This is a genomic window from Nonomuraea sp. NPDC047897 (genome assembly GCF_043204415.1).
Taxonomy (GTDB): Bacteria; Actinomycetota; Actinomycetes; order Streptosporangiales; family Streptosporangiaceae; genus Nonomuraea.
The window spans coordinates 573713-586982 of record NZ_JBIDCC010000003.1 but is presented as its reverse complement, the minus strand read 5'-3'; the positions used below and the strand labels follow the sequence as shown (position 1 = coordinate 586982).

Genomic DNA, 13270 nt, shown 5'->3' with positions numbered 1-13270 from the left:
GTCTTGTCGGAACTAGACGGTACCGTACTGGCGCAGTACGGAACTGTCTAGTACTATTTCGGCACCACGGAAAGGGAGCACATGGCGGCGGACGCGGAAGAAGGCCGGACGGCACGCAAGCGCAAGCAGATCCTCGACGCGGCCAGGGCGGTCTTCCTGCGCAACGGCTACGTCGGCGCCAGCATGGACGAGGTGGCGGCCCTCGCGGCGGTGTCGAAGCAGACCGTCTACAAGCACTTCACCGACAAGGAGCAGCTCTTCACCCACGTCGCCACCACCGCCGCCGGTGAGTTCGACGACCTCACCCGGGCGATCACGACCACGCTCGACGCCGACGACCCCGCCAAGGGCCTCGGCACGCTGGCCCGCACGTTCCTGGGCGCCCTGCTGCGGCCCGACGTGCTGCGGCTGCGCCGGCTGGTCATCGCGGAGGCCGACCGCTTCCCGCACGTGGGACGCGCCTGGTACGACGAGGGCTTCGAGCGCGTGCTCGACACGCTGGCCGACTGCTTCGCGCGCCTGGCCGGGCGCGGCCTGCTCCACCTGGACGACCCCCGGTTGGCCGCCGACCACTTCATGGGCATGCTGCTGTGGATCCCGGTCAACCGGCTCATGTTCCGCGGCGGCGACGACGACCCCTACGCCGAGGCCGAGCTCGACAGGCTCGCCGAAGCCGCGGTGACGGCGTTCCTGCGCGCCTACGGCTGACGCGCCCCCGGCGCGGCTCGAGCTCGGCTCGAGCGCCCCGGCCTACGCTCTCCGCGAGATCCTCGTCCGCGAAGAACGTCCGCGAAGAACGTCCGCGAAGAACGTCCGCGAAGAACGTCCGCGAAGAACGGAGAACCCGATGTCCCACTCAGCGGAACGCCGGAAGCTCCTGCGCGGAGCGGGCGTGGTCACCGCGGCCGGCGGCTTCGCGCTCGCGGGCGCGGCCGCGCCGGCCGCGGCGCAGGACGAGGAGTCGGCGAGCCTGATCCTCGGCACCTGGCACGCACGCCTGGAACGCGGCGACGGCGGCAGCGAACACGCGCTGTTCACCTTCCACGCCGATCACCGCGTGTACGCCGTGAGCACCGGCGGAGCGCGGACGGGCTCGATCGGCAACTGGCGGCGCTCCGGGGACGGCTCGTTCCGGTTCGGCATCCGCCACTTCCACTTCGGCGAGGACGGCCAACCGGTCGGCTTCGTCATCGGCACCCAGACCCTCAGGCTGGAGACGCCGGAGCGGCTCACCGGCACCGGCACCGGCCGGCTCGTCGACCTCGACGACCGGCAGCTCTTCAGCGGGCCGGTCACCTTCTCCGCCCGCCGGTTCACCCTCGACCGGCCCTGACCGCCCCTCCTCGACCCGCCTCGGCCACCCGGGCCACCCGGGCGGCCCGCTCTCCGCTCGCCCGGCGCCACGGCCGGCGAGGCCGGAGAGGCTGGCGGGGCCCGAGCGGAGCCGCTGACCGGATCGGCCCGCAGGCCGACCAGGTCGGGCCTTCAGCGCCGCACCCCGATTCGCCAAGCTGAACGCCATGACCAGAGCCCTCATCGTCATCGACGTCCAGAAGTCCTTCCTCCAGCTCCCCGACTGGCGGCACACCTCGCGGCCGGACATCGTGACCCAGGTGAACCGCCTGGCCGAGGCCGCCAGGAGCGCCGGAGACGCGGTCGTGTGGGTCCTCGGCGCGCGTCCCGGCTCGGGCTCCGTCTTCGACCCCGCCCGCGGATTCGTCAGCCTGATGGACGGCGTCGAGCCCCTGGCCGGCGAACCGGTCATCACCAAGAACGCGCACAACGCCTTCACGACCACCAACCTCCAGCAGTACCTCACCCAGCGCGGCATCAGGAAGCTCACCATCTGCGGCATCCGGACCGAGCAGTGCTGCGAGACGACGGCCCGCCTCGCCTCCGATCTGGGCTTCGATGTCGACTTCGCCATCGACGCCACCGCGACCACGCCGATCCCGCACCGCGAGGCGCCCGACGACGTGCCCTTCGCCGAACTCGTCCACGACGCGCGCACCCTCGGCGTCGACGAGATCATCGCGCGCACCGCGTACGCTCTGTCGGGCCGGTTCGCCACCATCAGGACCGTGGCCGAACTCACCGCGAACTAGGAGGTGCCCGGCCATGTCCCGTGTCGTCTTCCTGCTCATCCCGCAGGCGCACCTCCTCGACGTGGCCGGACCCGCCCAGGTGTTCTCCGCCGCAGACGACCTCGGCCACCCCCACACCCTCACGTACGTCGGAGAATCCACCGAGATCGCCACCGTCCAGGGCCTGCCTCTGCGAGCCGAGACCACCTGGCCGGCCCTCACGCCCGACGACCTGATCATCGTGCCCGGCTGGCGCGGCCCGGCCCGCCCGGCCGGCGCCGCCACGCTGCGGCGCCTGCGCGACCACCACGCGGCAGGCGGCACCGTCGCCGGCGTCTGCGCCGGGGCCGACGCCCTCGGCCGCGCCGGGCTCCTCGACGGCCGCCGCTGCACGACCCATCACTCCGTCCAGGACGAGCTCGCCCGCCTCTACCCGCGCGCGCACGTCGTCAGGGACGCGCTGTATGTCGAGGACGACCGGATCGTCACCTCGGCGGGCGTGGCCAGCGGCATCGACGTCGCCCTGCATCTGATCACCACCCGCCACGGACCGTACGCGGCGGGCCAGGTGGCCCGTGCCATGCTGGTCCACACCCGCCGCGACGGTACGGCGGAGCAGGTCAGCCCCCTCCTGAGATGGCGCTCCCACGTGGACGCCACCGTCCACCGCATCCAGGACCTCATCGAGACCCGCTTCACCGAACGCCTGCCCCTCAGCCTGCTGGCCGAAGCCACCGGCTGCAGCGAACGAACCGTCACCCGCCTGTTCACCCGGGCGACCGGCCGCACCCCGCTGGCCTACCAGACCGCCCTGCGCCTGGAACGCGCCGAGCACCTCCTCGCACGGGGCGCCACCGCCGAGGCCGCCGCACGAGAGGTGGGCTTCACGGACGCCCGCACGCTGCGCAGACTCCGCGCGCGCACGGCATCCCCGGCCGGCAGGTGACGGCGCCCCGCAGCTCGGTGAGCTGAGAGGATGGCCGGCATGACCGGATCTGACCCCAAAACGGACCTGCACCGCTACCTCCAGACCGCCCGTGAAGCCCTGGTGTGGAAACTCGACGGGCTCTCGGAGTACGACGTCCGCCGGCCCCTGACGCCGACCGGGACCAACCTGCTGGGCCTGATCAAGCATGTGGCCGGATGCGAGCTGGAGTACTTCGGCCTCGTCTTCGGCCGCCCGTTCGGCGAGCCGCTGCCCTGGGACGGCGACGGCGACGAACCCAACGCCGACATGTTCGCGACCGCGGACGAGTCGCGCGAGCAGATCCTCGGCCTCTACCACCGGGCGTGGGCGCACGCGGACGCGACGATCGACGCGCTGACGCTCGACTCGACCGGCCACGTCCCGTGGTGGCCGGACGACCGCAATCCGGTGACGCTCCATCTCGTCATGGTGCACATGATCGCCGAGACCAACCGGCACGCCGGGCACGCCGACATCGTCCGAGAGCTGATCGACGGGACCGTCGGGCTGCGCGTCGGCAACGAGAACCTGCCCCCTGTCGACCAAGCGTGGTGGGCGGACTACCGCGACCGGTTGGAGCGCCTGGCCCGGGACGCCTAGCGCCACCGGCTCCGCCGCGACGGCGAGCGCTCGCCGGGCGTCGGATCAGTGTCCTGATCGGGGTAAATTAGCGGCATGACACTGCGCCTCGCCGACGTCGCCGCCCAAGCGGGTGTGAGTGAGGCGACGGTGAGCCGGGTGCTCAACGGCAGGCCGGGAGTGGCGGCCGACACCCGCCAGGCCGTGCTGACCGCGCTCGACGTGCTCGGCGTCGAGCGTCCCCGCAAGCTGCGGCAGCACCACGCCGGCCTGATCGGGCTGATCCTGCCCGAGCTGAGCAACCCCATCTTCCCCGCGTTCGCGCAGGTCATCGAGAGCGCCCTGGTCCCGGCGGGCTACACCGCGGTGCTGTGCACGCAGACGCCCGGCGGCGTCACCGAGGACGACTACACCGCCCTGCTGCTGGAGCGCGGCGTGTCGGGCATCATCTTCGTCAGCGGTCTGCACGCCGACTCGCGTTCCGACCGGGCGCGCTACGTCCGGCTGATCGAGCTGGGTCTGCCGATGGTGCTCATCAACGGGTTCCGTTCCGACTTGGATGCGCCGTTCATCTCCAACGACGACACCGCGGCGCTCGAGATGGCCGTCGGCCATCTCGTCTCGCTGGGGCACCGGCGCATCGGCCTGGCCATCGGGCAGGAGCGCTACGTGCCGACCATCCGCAAGACGGCCGGGTTCGAGCGGGCGATGGCCGAGCACGTCGGCGTCACCGACGTGTCCGACCTGGTCGTCAACACGCTCTACACGGTCGAGGGCGGCCAGTCGGCGGCGCGGCTGCTGATCGAGCGCGGCTGCACGGCGATCTGCTGCGGCAGCGACATCATGGCCATCGGCGCCATCCGGGGGGCGCGCAACCTCGGGCTGCGGGTGCCGGAGGACGTGTCGGTCGTCGGGTTCGACGACACGCCGATGACCGCCTACCTCGACCCGCCGCTGACCACCATCAGACAGCCGGTGCGGGAGATGGGCCTGTCCGCCGTGTCGAGTCTGCTGGACGAGATCCGCGGCCTGCCCGGTCCGCGCGGCGAGCTGCTGCACCGGCCCGAGCTGGTCGTGCGCCGCTCCACCGCCCCCATCCACAGCCGGGTGCCCGCACCGGTCACCTAGGACGCACCTGAGACACGGTGCGCCACCGCGGCCTCCTGGGCGGCCCCTTGTCCGCCACCCCCTGTCCGGCACCGTGGCAGGGGCGTCGCGATCATCCGGCCACGGCTGTCCCGCGTGCCGGCGGGCGGCGGTCCCGCAGCGCGACGGTGCCGACGACCAGTACGGCCACGGTCGCCAGGACCAGGGGCGTCAGGATCGAGGGCATCAGGAGGGCGGCCAGAGCGGTCGCGGCGAGCACGGCGAGGGCGGCGATCCTGCCTGCGGGCAGGTCGCCGAAGACGGTTCGGTGGAAGGCCGCATGCCCGGCCAGGAACAGGGCCGGCCCGCCGAGGACGGTGAGCACGATGCCCGCCGTCGTCGTGTCGAGCGGGTGGGCGATCGCCAGCTCGTCGCCCACGGCGGTGACGATGACGCCGGCCACGATCGGGATGTGGCTGTAGGTGTAGGCCGAACGGCCCAGCCGTCCCCGATCGGCCGATGTGGCGATCTTCTCGGCGGCGGCCTCGGCGGTCCTGTCGAAGTACACCCACCACATGGCCATGCTGGTGAGGAAGGCCACGGCGAACGCGGTCACGGTGGCCGCCGACAGATGATCGCCTTCGGCCAGCGTCAGCCCGGTGAGCAGGATGGATTCGCCGAGGGCGAGGATCACGAAGAGCTGGCAGCGTTCGGCCATGTGCGCGCCGTCGATGGTCCATTCGGTGGTGCCGGACCGGCGCAGGAACGGCAGCCGGTAGCCGTGCCAGGGCGCCGCGTACTCCGCGGCCAGAGCCGTCACCCAGAGCAGCACCTGTACGGCGCCGCCGGCCAGCGCGCCGCCGATCCACAGCAGCGCGGCGGCCGTGTGCCAGATGAGGATGAGCCGGAAGAGGTGCCCGTGCGGTGAGTTCCGCGCCGCGATCGCGACCACCGTCGAACGCCCCACCTGGAGGGTGACGTACGCTGCCGCGAACCACAGGGCGCGTGCGCCGAACGCCTGGGGGACGGCCGCTGCCATGGCCAGTCCGGCCAGCATCATGCCCGCCAGAGTCAGTCGCATGGCGGGGTGGTCGGGATCGCAGTAGTTGGTGGTCCAGGTGGCGTACATCCAGGCCCACCAGACGGCCAGCGTCAGCAGCAGTGTCTGCGCCGCCCCGGCGGGCCCGAGGTGGCCCAGGAGCAGGTGGGACAGCTGGGTGATGGCGAACACGTACACGAGGTCGAAGAAGAGCTCGATGGGCACGACCTTGGCGCCTTGCCCTGGTGCTCGGAGGATGGTTGTCATGCGGGGGGTCTCAGCTTCTCGGTTCGTGGGTCGGACGCTCGGTCTGCCGGGCGGGGTGACTCATCCCTGGTGCGGTGGGGCGAGGGCCCCATCCCCAGTGGGGCACCGGGGCCTGCTCCGTGGGGTGTCCTCCGTGACATTGTCGATCACGACCCTAGCAGTAAGGGGGTAATCGTGTAATTCGCCAGGTCGGCCGCGACCCGTCATCCAGGCCGGTGATCGTGCGGGGTGGGCGGAAACGAGAATGGCCGCGACCCGCCGTCCAGGCCGGTCATCGTGCCGTCGCGGTGCCGCCGGACGTCAGGTGCGGACGACCGGGTCGGCCACGTCGTGGGCGAGCAGGTGGCCGCACATGCCCCACCTGCTGTGCGGCGGGCTCTCCAGCAGCGAGGACCGCCGCAGGTGCGCGCCGTCGCCGCGCTCCAGCGCGTCGAGCAGCTCGGCGGTCTCCCGCGCCTGCCGGGCGACGGTGTCCTCCCAGATCGCGCGCCAGCGGGCCGCGTTCGGCCGCACCAGCGCCACGGCACTGTCGTAGAAGGCACGCAGCGGCCCGAGGTCGCCGCCGGCGGCGCTGCGGGACAGCCGCAGGAACCCCTCGACGGCCAGGTCGCGCCGCCGTCGGACGGCCGCCGCCACCACCTCGGGGTCACCGTCCGGCAGGGTGGCGGCCTCGCGGTAGCGGCCGGGGTCGGCGACGATCTCCGGGGGAAACGTCATGACGGCGTCGCCGGCCTCCGGCAGGCCGGCGTTCTGCATGACGACGATCACCTCCAGGCCGCCGTGGTTGACGGCCCGGTGGACGGTGCCGGGGGTGAACCACACGGTCGAGCCCCTGGCCAGCTCCGTCTCACGCGGACCGGCCACGTCGAGGGTCTGCAGGGTGCCGCGCCCGCCGACCACCACGTACGCCTCGGTGGAGGCCGTGTGCAGGTGGGGAGTGCCCCCCTCCAGGCCGTCGGGGCACGGATGGCCGGAGTAGACCGACAGCCGGCTGACCGACGTGCCGCCGGGGAACGTCATGCCGGGACCCCGCCGGCCAGCGCCGACCGGCCCCGTTCGGCCAGCAGCGCCGTGCCGTCCTCGCCCCGGTCGCCGTCGGCCAGCACGACCGCGTACCGGAAGCGCAGCGTCTCGCCGTGCGGCAGCTCGACCTCCTCGCTGAAGAACGGCGCCGGGCACAGGCAGGCGAAGTCCTCGCTGCGGGCGAACCACTGCGGCGGATGCCGCGGGTTGGCCGCGTCGTCCACCATGACGATCGTGGACCAGTCGCCCGTCTCGTCGTGCCGGCCGCGGAACCCGAACCATTCCGCGCGCGTGCCGCGCAGCTCGTCGCCGCCCGCGCCGGCCGGTGACTGGATGACGCCGCCGGTGAACGACCTCGGGCCGCGCCAGAACAGGCCGCCGTACCCGGCGTTCTCGCGGCCCTTCGTCGTCGGGGAGCCGAAGGCCAGCGCGGCGCCCGAGACGTTGGTCATCGTCGTGTCGAAGAGCAGCGCCCAGGCGGCGTCGTCGACCGTGACGGCCGTCAGCGACCGCCGCTCCCCGACGACCGGTTCGCCCGCCTGGGACGACCAGTCGAGCGTGTGCCCGATCTCGACCCGGTCGCCGGTCGCCGTGAGCCTGGTCATCTCGCGGTGCACGGCGCTGCCGTTGTTGTCGAGCTGGACGTAGAAGCTGCCGGGCACGTACGTCGGGCCACCCCAGAAGTTGTGCTCCCCGACGTGCGGCAGCGACCAGGCGATGCCCTTGTGCCAGACGTGGTCGTGCGGCCTGAACAGCGACACCAGCGCCCCGCCGCGGGTGCGGACCGGGTGCAGGTACGGTTTGGGCGACTCCAGGACCGGGGTGTCGGGCCGGTAGGTGTAGACGAACAGCTCGACGTCCGCCGAGCCGACGGTGACCGATCGGCCCAGCTCGTGGTTGACGTGGAAGGTCACGCGTTCCTCACCTTCGGCCATGGGGTGCCCGTGCCGTCCATCCGCCGGGCGAACTCCGCCGGCACCTCCCCGGCCCGTACGCGCTCGCCGGTGAAGGCCGAGGCGTAGAGGGCGGCGATGAACTCCATCGTCCGGCGGGCGTCCCCGGCGGTCACCGGCGGCGCCTGACCCGCGTCGAGCGCGTCGAGCACCGCCTCGAGCCAGCCCTCGTGGCCGCTCGGCACGTCGCTGTGGTCCTGCTTCCACAGGCCGGCGACCGCGTCCTGGCCGGGGGCCGGGGTCACCGTCCAGTCGTCGTCGGTGTAGCCGTACAGGTGCGCCACCTCGACCGTGGCGCGTTCGTAGTCGAAGCGTAGCTCGGAGGTCTGACGCGGCGACACCACCGAGTTGACCACCGTCGCGACCGCGCCGTTCTCGAACGTCACCAGGGCCATCGACACGTCCTCGGTGTCGACGGAACGGTCGCGGCGGGCCGCGACCGCGGTGACCTCGCTCCACGGGCCGAGCACCGCGAGCAGCAGGTCGAACTGGTGGATGCCGTGGCCCATCGTGGGGCCGCCGCCCTCGCTCTCCCAGGTGCCGCGCCACGGCACCGCGTAGTACTCCTCGTCGCGGTACCACTGCGTGGCGCACGTCGCCAGCAGCGGGCGGCCCAGCTCGCCCGCGTCGGTCAGCCGGCGCAGCCGCCGCGCCCCCGCGCCGAAGCGGTGCTGCAGGACCGTCGCGACGTGCGCCGTCGAGCGGCGCTCGGCCTCGACCAGGGTGTCGAACTCGGCCAGCGACAGCGTGGGCGGCTTCTCCACCAGCGCCGTCACGCCCGCCTCCAGGCAGGCGACCGCCAGCGGGGCGTGCAACTGGGGCGGGGTGCACAGGTGGACGAGATCCACCTCGCCCTCCCGCAGCAGGTCGGCCAGCTCGGTGTGCACCCGCGGCACCTGCCACGTCCCGGCGAAGGCCGCGGCCCGGCCGGCGTCCACGTCGACCGCGGCGACGAGCCGGGCCCGTCCGCCGGAGGCGGCCACGGCTCGGGCGTGGGCCGTGGCGATCGCACCGGTGCCGACGATCGCGGCCCGGTAGCTCGGTGCGGACATCTCCATCCTTCTCTGGCCGGGCGCGCCTGGTGACGGGCGTGCCTGCCCTGGGATCGAGTTGGGAAAGCGTATTCCGCAGTGTGCCCGGACGTGCCGTGACCGTCAAGGCCGGCCGCGCCGGGCCTGGTCGGCGCCAACCGGATGAGGACCCTCGACAGGAGCAGGAAGCGCCCGGCGGAACGTGACCCGCGTGGACGCCATGGCGCCCCCGCCGGAATCCGGCGAGGGCGCGGCGTGGTCGTTCAGTGACGGCGAGCGCGGCTCCGCCTGGTCGAGGAGGCGGAGCCCGCACCTCGCGGGCCTCGCGGGTACGGCTCGGGCCCGCGGAGCGTGAAAGGCAGATAGCGGCTGATGGGCATGATGTCCCCCGGTGATCAATGAGGTGTCGGTCGGATGCGCACCGGCATGACTCTGGACTGTTACCCCTTTCCAACCGGGCGACCTCCGGGAGGCTTCCGGGATATGTCCGGCTTTGAGGGCATTTCTACGGGGGTTGGCCGTGCGCCGACGCAGTCTGGTCGTCCCGGGAAACTGCCGGACCTGCCGACACCTGGATTTCACCGGAGGCATGGGCGCGGATGAACGGCGACCGGCTCGCCGCCCTCTTCGCCCCGGCCGCCGCCGATCCGAGCCGGGCCCGGACTTTGCCTGCTGCGACCGGCTGCCCCGCCTCGTCCCCTCGCGGCGGTCCGTGGACGTGACCGGCCGGGCTCGTCCTGCCGGCGAAGGGCGCGGACGAGAGAAGGGCGCGGACGAGAATTGTCGGTGGCGTCCGGCATGCTCCTGCATGGCCGGCGGCTGCGGAGCCGTCCGGCCAGGCGTGTGACGACCGTTGCCCTGGACGGGAGCCGCGGTTCGCGACACGTCGGATCACCACCCGCGTCCCCCCGTCGAAAGGGCCCCTGTGACAGCCGATCAGCCGCTCATCTGCCCGACATGCCACGGCGTGACCGCCGCCGCGCATGCCGCTGCCTACACACCGGCCCGCGGACGGCTGATCGTCACCCACGGCTACTGCCAGGGCGGCTGCTCTCGCGTCGAGCCGGACCCCGAGCCCGAGCGGCCTGCCGAGGCCGCGGCGGCGTCCCCCCGGTCGACGCCCGCGGAAGCCTCCTGAGTGGCGCCGCCGGCCCACAGGCCGCGCACGTGACCGATGTGGCGGCGCATCAGCAGCTCCGTCCCCGCCGGGTCACGGGCCTCCACCAGGTCCAGCAGCTCGTGGTGCTCGGCGGCCGAACGGCCCAGCCGGCCGCTCTCCAGCAACGGGACCAGGCCGGGCAGCCGCGTCTGCGCGCGCAGCCCCGACACCACGTCCACCAGGAACCGGTTGCCGCTGTAGCCGAGCAGCGTCAGATGGAAGACGTGGTCGGCCTCGATGTACCCGACCAGGTCGGCCCGTTCGACCGCCTCGACGATGTCCTGCGCGAGCGCGCGCAACCGGGGGAAGTCGTCCTCCGGTATCACCGCCACCGCCTCCCGCACCGTCGGCGGCTCGATGAGCAGCCGCACGGCCGCCAGGTTGTCGAGGTCCTGCTCCGACACCTCGGTGATCCGGAAGCCCTTGTTCGGGTGCGGCACGACCAGGCCCTCCTTGACCAGGTCGAGCATCGCCTCCCGGACAGGGGTGGAGGAGACCCCGAACTGCGCGCCCAGAGTGGGGGCCGAGTAGATCACCCCAGGTTTCAGCCGGCCGGAGATGATGGCGGCGCGCAGCGCGTCCCTGATCCGGTCGCGCAGGTGCTCCCGCCTGCCGATGCCGCGTGTGGCCAAGCCGGACGCCCCCGGCAGGGGGCCGGGCGGCGGGCCGGGCAGTGTGGCGGGCGGCGGGCCGGGCGGCGGGGCGGGAAAGGCCTCGGCGTCGGAGCCCGCGGCGGGGGAGGTGCGGGAGCCCGCGGCGCGGGAGGTGCGGGAGCCCGCGGCGCGGGAGGTGCGGGAAGACGTCATGCGGACCCCTGCTGAGGACGGTTTCGGCGAGTCGGCGCCGCCCGGCGCCCGCCGGTGATCATCCGGCGGCCGGCACGGGACGAGAGCGGCGGGCGCGGGCGGATCCTACCCCGCGCAGGCGGCGGCCATCCACTTCTCCAGGCCGTCCGCGTCAAGCGGCAGCGCGCCGGACAGCACCTGCGCGCCACCGCCGGTGACCAGCAGGTCGTCCTCGATCCGCACGCCGATCCCGCGCAGCTCGGGCGGCACGGTCAGGTCGTGCGCGTGGAAGTACAGACCCGGCTCGACGGTGAGCACCATGCCCTCGGCCAGCACACCGCCCTGGTAGGCGTCCTCGGCGGCGCGGGCGCAGTCGTGCACGTCCAGGCCCAGGTGGTGGCCGATGCCGCAGACCAGGTAGCGGCGGTGCTGCTGGCCCTCGGGCGACAGCGCCTCGTCCACCGAGACCGGCAGCAGCCCCCAGTCGGCCAGCCCGTGCGCGATGACCTCCATCGCGGCGTGGTGGAAGTCGGAGAACCGGCGGCCGGGCGCGACCGCGGCCAGCCCGGCCCGGTGCGCCCGCTCCACGAGGTCGTGCACCTGCCGCTGCACCGGGGAGAACCGGCCGGACGCGGGGAAGGTCCGGGTGACGTCCGCGGTGTAGTAGCTGTTGACCTCGACGCCCAGGTCGAGCAGCAGCAGCTCGTCCGGCAGCACCGGTCCGTCGCAGCGCACCCAGTGCAGCGTGGGCGCGTGCTTGCCGCTGCCGACGATGGAGGCGTAGCCGGGGCCGTTGCCGTGGGCGCGGGCGTGGCGGTCGAAGGTGCCCTGCAGCCACCGCTCACCGGGCCCGGCGACGGCCGCCGGGATCTCCCGCAGCACCGCGGCGAAGCCCTCGACCGTGCGGTCCACGGCCTGGCGGAGCTGTTCGACCTCCCAGGCGTCCTTGTGCATGCGCAGCTCGGCCAGAACCCGCCCGGCCTCCTCGTCCGCGCCCGGCACCAGGCCCGCGGGCAGCTCGGACAGCGGCCGGACGGCGACCCCCAACGCCCGGGCCCAGTCGTCCAGCCCCGGCGCGGCGCCTACCCACAGCTCTCCGTAGCGGGCGTCCGTCCAGAACCCGGGCTCGCCCGGGTAGACCGGCGGCGGCACGTACAGCGTGGCGTCGGCGCCGCGCAGCACCACGACCGCGTTCTCGATGCCACAGCCCGTCACCCAGGCGAAGTCGCTGTCGGGGCGGAAGTCGTAGGCGGTGTCGTTGCTGCGGACCGGCGCCTGCCCGGCGGCGAGCACCACGGTCCGGCCGGGCAGCGCCGCGGCGAGCCTGGCCCGGTGCGCGGCCGCGGCCTCGGCCGCCCCCGCGACGACCGGCGGTGTGCGGTCCGGGGTTCCCCAGCCGGTGTTCATGTGGTCGACGAAGGCGGGGATCTCCACCAGCTTCGGCGGTCTGTCGTCACGCACCGGTGACTCCTTTCGGTCGGTGGTCGCGGGCCGCCCTCCTGCGGCGGTCCCACTCGGGGTCGATCCGCGGGATCGCGGCCAGCAGCGTGCGGGTGTACTCGTCCTGAGGGTCGGCGAAGACCTGGCGGCACGGCCCCTGCTCGATGATCCGGCCCTTGCTCATGACCGCCACCCGGTGGGCGAGCTGCCGCACCACGGCCAGGTCGTGGGCGATGAAGATGTAGCTGAAGCCGCTCTCCCGCTGCAGCCGCCGGAGCAGCTCGATGACCTGCGCCTGGACGGACACGTCCAGCGCCGACACCGCCTCGTCGCAGATGACCAGTTTCGGGTCGACGGCGAGCGCGCGGGCGATGCCGATCCGCTGCGCCTGCCCGCCGGAGAACTGCGCCGGGTAACGCAGCGCGTGGTCGGGGTTCAGCCCGACCCGTTCCATCAGCTCCCTGGTGCAGGCCCGCCGCCCGCCCCGGGGCGCGATGCCCTGGTAGTCGAGCGGCGCCATCAGGATGCGCTCGACCGTGTGGCGGGGGTTGAGCGAGGAGAACGGGTCCTGGAAGACGACCTGCACGTTGGCGCGGTAGCGGGCCAGGCTCGCTCCCGTGGCGCCGGTGACGTCCTCGCCCGCGAACTCCAGCGTGCCCGAGCTCGGCTGCACCAGCTTGGCGACGAGCCGCGCCGTGGTGGACTTGCCGCTGCCGGACTCGCCGACCACGGCGAACGTCTCGCCGGGGCGCACGTCGAAGCTCACGTCGTCCACCGCGGTGAACTCGTTCCTGCGCCCGTACGGGCCGCGTACGGCGAACCGCTTGGTCAGGCCGCGCGCCCGCAGCAGCATCTCG

General features: G+C 73.2%; 13 protein-coding genes. 6 read left to right on the top strand and 7 right to left on the bottom strand.

What is annotated here, in order from left to right:
- The first annotated feature begins 81 nt into the window (after positions 1–81).
- The 6 genes from ACGF0J_RS09755 to ACGF0J_RS09730 all read left to right on the top strand — a co-directional run bounded on the left by ACGF0J_RS09755 (position 82) and on the right by ACGF0J_RS09730 (position 4758).
- Positions 82–708 carry a TetR/AcrR family transcriptional regulator gene (locus tag ACGF0J_RS09755; RefSeq protein WP_393143852.1) on the top strand — a complete coding sequence of 209 codons (627 nt, stop codon included), beginning with the start codon at positions 82–84 and terminating at the stop codon, positions 706–708.
- A gap of 139 nt (positions 709–847) precedes the next feature.
- Positions 848–1333 carry a hypothetical protein gene (locus ACGF0J_RS09750; protein WP_393143850.1) on the top strand — a complete coding sequence of 162 codons (486 nt, stop codon included), beginning with the start codon at positions 848–850 and terminating at the stop codon, positions 1331–1333.
- Positions 1334–1520: 187 nt separating this feature from the next.
- On the top strand, positions 1521–2105 hold the full coding sequence (locus tag ACGF0J_RS09745) for an isochorismatase family protein (RefSeq protein WP_393143848.1): 585 nt from the start codon (positions 1521–1523) through the stop codon (positions 2103–2105).
- A gap of 13 nt (positions 2106–2118) precedes the next feature.
- Positions 2119–3030 (top strand): GlxA family transcriptional regulator, encoded by a 912-nt coding sequence (locus ACGF0J_RS09740; protein ID WP_393143846.1) that lies wholly within the window; start codon positions 2119–2121, stop codon positions 3028–3030.
- A 39-nt stretch (positions 3031–3069) separates the two neighbouring features.
- The gene (locus ACGF0J_RS09735; RefSeq protein ID WP_393143844.1) at positions 3070–3651 is read left to right on the top strand and encodes a DinB family protein; all 582 of its coding nucleotides are present in this window, start codon (positions 3070–3072) and stop codon (positions 3649–3651) included.
- Between the two features lie 75 nt (positions 3652–3726).
- Positions 3727–4758 carry a LacI family DNA-binding transcriptional regulator gene (locus ACGF0J_RS09730; RefSeq protein ID WP_393143842.1) on the top strand — a complete coding sequence of 344 codons (1032 nt, stop codon included), beginning with the start codon at positions 3727–3729 and terminating at the stop codon, positions 4756–4758.
- 91 nt (positions 4759–4849) lie between these two features.
- On the opposite strand, the gene ACGF0J_RS09725 is transcribed toward ACGF0J_RS09730, so the two are convergent.
- The 7 genes from ACGF0J_RS09725 to ACGF0J_RS09695 all read right to left on the bottom strand — a co-directional run bounded on the left by ACGF0J_RS09725 (position 4850) and on the right by ACGF0J_RS09695 (position 13266).
- Positions 4850–5980 (bottom strand): low temperature requirement protein A, encoded by a 1131-nt coding sequence (locus tag ACGF0J_RS09725; protein ID WP_393143840.1) that lies wholly within the window; start codon positions 5978–5980, stop codon positions 4850–4852.
- A gap of 342 nt (positions 5981–6322) precedes the next feature.
- On the bottom strand, positions 6323–7042 hold the full coding sequence (locus ACGF0J_RS09720) for a cupin domain-containing protein (RefSeq protein WP_393143838.1): 720 nt from the start codon (positions 7040–7042) through the stop codon (positions 6323–6325).
- Positions 7039–7959 (bottom strand): PmoA family protein, encoded by a 921-nt coding sequence (locus ACGF0J_RS09715; protein WP_393143836.1) that lies wholly within the window; start codon positions 7957–7959, stop codon positions 7039–7041. The genes ACGF0J_RS09720 and ACGF0J_RS09715 overlap by 4 nt, the downstream gene beginning before the upstream one ends.
- The gene (locus ACGF0J_RS09710; protein ID WP_393143834.1) at positions 7956–9050 is read right to left on the bottom strand and encodes a Gfo/Idh/MocA family protein; all 1095 of its coding nucleotides are present in this window, start codon (positions 9048–9050) and stop codon (positions 7956–7958) included. The genes ACGF0J_RS09715 and ACGF0J_RS09710 overlap by 4 nt, the downstream gene beginning before the upstream one ends.
- 1011 nt (positions 9051–10061) lie before the next feature.
- Positions 10062–10994, bottom strand: coding sequence for a GntR family transcriptional regulator (locus ACGF0J_RS09705; protein WP_393143832.1), 933 nt, complete (start codon positions 10992–10994; stop codon positions 10062–10064).
- A gap of 105 nt (positions 10995–11099) precedes the next feature.
- A complete protein-coding gene (locus ACGF0J_RS09700) occupies positions 11100–12434 on the bottom strand; it encodes an aminopeptidase P family protein (RefSeq protein WP_393143830.1) in 1335 nt (444 codons plus the stop codon).
- A complete protein-coding gene (locus ACGF0J_RS09695; protein WP_393143922.1) occupies positions 12427–13266 on the bottom strand; it encodes an ATP-binding cassette domain-containing protein in 840 nt (279 codons plus the stop codon). Before ACGF0J_RS09695 ends, ACGF0J_RS09700 begins: the two co-directional genes overlap by 8 nt.
- Between the last annotated feature and the right edge of the window lie 4 nt (positions 13267–13270).

What these genes read in the sequence shown, in the direction of transcription:
- ACGF0J_RS09755 (WP_393143852.1), top strand. Translation starts at nt 82, where the DNA reads ATGGCGGCGGACGCGGAAGAAGGCCGGACGGCACGCAAGCGCAAGCAG.
- ACGF0J_RS09750 (WP_393143850.1), top strand. Translation starts at nt 848, where the DNA reads ATGTCCCACTCAGCGGAACGCCGGAAGCTCCTGCGCGGAGCGGGCGTG.
- ACGF0J_RS09745 (WP_393143848.1), top strand. Translation starts at nt 1,521, where the DNA reads ATGACCAGAGCCCTCATCGTCATCGACGTCCAGAAGTCCTTCCTCCAG.
- ACGF0J_RS09740 (WP_393143846.1), top strand. Translation starts at nt 2,119, where the DNA reads ATGTCCCGTGTCGTCTTCCTGCTCATCCCGCAGGCGCACCTCCTCGAC.
- ACGF0J_RS09735 (WP_393143844.1), top strand. Translation starts at nt 3,070, where the DNA reads ATGACCGGATCTGACCCCAAAACGGACCTGCACCGCTACCTCCAGACC.
- ACGF0J_RS09730 (WP_393143842.1), top strand. Translation starts at nt 3,727, where the DNA reads ATGACACTGCGCCTCGCCGACGTCGCCGCCCAAGCGGGTGTGAGTGAG.
- ACGF0J_RS09720 (WP_393143838.1), bottom strand. Translation starts at nt 7,042, where the DNA reads ATGACGTTCCCCGGCGGCACGTCGGTCAGCCGGCTGTCGGTCTACTCC.
- ACGF0J_RS09710 (WP_393143834.1), bottom strand. Translation starts at nt 9,050, where the DNA reads ATGTCCGCACCGAGCTACCGGGCCGCGATCGTCGGCACCGGTGCGATC.
- ACGF0J_RS09705 (WP_393143832.1), bottom strand. Translation starts at nt 10,994, where the DNA reads ATGACGTCTTCCCGCACCTCCCGCGCCGCGGGCTCCCGCACCTCCCGC.
- ACGF0J_RS09695 (WP_393143922.1), bottom strand. Translation starts at nt 13,266, where the DNA reads ATGCTGCTGCGGGCGCGCGGCCTGACCAAGCGGTTCGCCGTACGCGGC.